This is a genomic window from Paratractidigestivibacter sp., from assembly GCF_052362415.1.
In the GTDB taxonomy this organism is placed as follows: domain Bacteria; phylum Actinomycetota; class Coriobacteriia; order Coriobacteriales; family Atopobiaceae; genus Paratractidigestivibacter.
This window is the reverse complement of sequence record NZ_DAWEMK010000189.1, coordinates 1-1,610: the sequence shown is the minus strand read 5'-3', so window position 1 is coordinate 1,610 and position 1,610 is coordinate 1. Positions and strand designations below refer to the sequence as shown.

The following is a 1,610-nucleotide window of genomic DNA, read 5'->3' as shown; positions in this document are numbered from 1 at the left end:
CGATCTCGCGGTCGTGCAGGTCGGCGATGCCGACGGTGGCGAGGGTCTGCTGGATGCGGTCCTCGATCTGGTCGTGCGGCACGCCGAAGTTCTCGAGGCCGAAGAGCATCTCGTCCTCGACGACGGAGGCGACCATCTGCGAGTCGATGTCCTGCAGGACGCTGCCGACAATGCGGCTGATGTCGGTGAGGGTGACCTCGCAGGTGTCTTGGCCGTCCACGAGGGTCACGCCAAAGAGCTGGCCGCTGAAGTGGTGGGGGATGGCGCCGCTCATCACGGCGGCGAGCGTCGACTTGCCGGCGCCCGAGGGGCCGATGACGCCCACGAACTCGCCCTCGCGCACGGCGAGGTCGACGTGGTCGAGGGCGTGCTCGGCGCCCTCGCTGTACGCGAAGGAGACGTCCTTCAGCTCGATGATCGTGTTCTTCTCGCTCACGCGGAGCCTTTCCAATGATAAAAAGGGACAGTCCCTTTTTATCATTTCTTATTTGATGCAGTCGGTGCGGTGCGGTTCTAGTAAAGAAGAAGCGCCGGCCCGCTGAGGGACCGGCGCGTTCAATGGTAGCAAGAAGTTACTTGCCTGAGGCGTGCCGGACTGTCGCTAGTCGTTGAGCTTGAGGGCCTTCTTGATGGGGACGAAGAGCGCGGCGACGATGATGGCGTTGCAGACGCCCGTGGCGGCGACGACCGGGGCCATGACGCCAATGAGGGCGGGGTTGCGCTGGACGAGGCAGGCGAAGATGACGGCGTAGATGAGGCCGGAGATGCAGGTCACGACGAAGGTGCCGACGAGCGGGAGCGCGCCCTTGGCGCCGCCCTTGCCGAGGGCCGAGACGAGCAGCGCCATGACGACGGCGGCGACGGGCTCGGCGATGAGGTCGGGGCCCTTGACGGAGGCCGTGATCTGGATCACGACGCCGGCAAGAAGGCCGATGACGGCGGCCTGCCCGATGTTAGGTTTGATGATGAGTATCTCCAGGCAGAAGGCGGCGATGATGAACTCGGGCGAGAGGATGCCGCCGGTGAGGCCGCTGAAGAACTTCGAGACGGTCATGTTGAGGACGAAGCCGGCGGCGAGCAGGATGGCGTAGAGGGTGAGGGCCTTGAGGTCGAGCTTGCCGCGGTCGATGGACTCGACGGTGCGGGCCTGCTGGGTGTCGGCGGTGTTGGTGTTCTGCTGGGACATGGTGTTTCTCCTTTGCGTTGTGGCTGTTTGCCGGGTTTTACGAACAAAAAAGGGCCCCCGGTCTAACCGGGAGCCCTTCTGTTCGCGTAACTATGGCGCGACAAGACTCACGATCGACCGACCGAGTTCGAGTTGCGCCACCACCAGTTGTTGTTCATGAAGTTAGACATCTGGGCGCTCCTCTCTGCGGTCTTCGTGATCTCTTGCGCTTGCGGCACACTTTACTCCGCTGCAGCGCCGCCGCGCAACCCCTTTTTTGTAAACGCTTCGTGAACTGCTGCACGCAATGACTGTCACCGAGTGACGGAGATCTCGAAGGAGTTGCTGGCGCCGCGGTAGCGTGCGATGGAGTACTCGACGGGGTGGCCGGCGGCGTCGTAGCCGATGGTGTGGAAGAGGATCAGCGGGTCGCCGGCCTCGACGT

General features: G+C 63.5%; 3 protein-coding genes. All 3 read right to left on the bottom strand.

What is annotated here, in order from left to right; genetic code table 11:
- A partial coding sequence (locus tag ACT84W_RS10765) for an ATP-binding cassette domain-containing protein (protein ID WP_444329215.1) occupies positions 1–436 on the bottom strand: 436 nt, incomplete at its 3' end.
- A gap of 165 nt (positions 437–601) precedes the next feature.
- Complete coding sequence (locus ACT84W_RS10760) at positions 602–1,186, bottom strand: hypothetical protein (RefSeq protein WP_444329214.1); 585 nt, start codon at positions 1,184–1,186, stop codon at positions 602–604.
- Positions 1,187–1,479: 293 nt separating this feature from the next.
- A partial coding sequence (locus ACT84W_RS10755; RefSeq protein ID WP_444329216.1) for a UTRA domain-containing protein occupies positions 1,480–1,610 on the bottom strand: 131 nt, incomplete at its 5' end.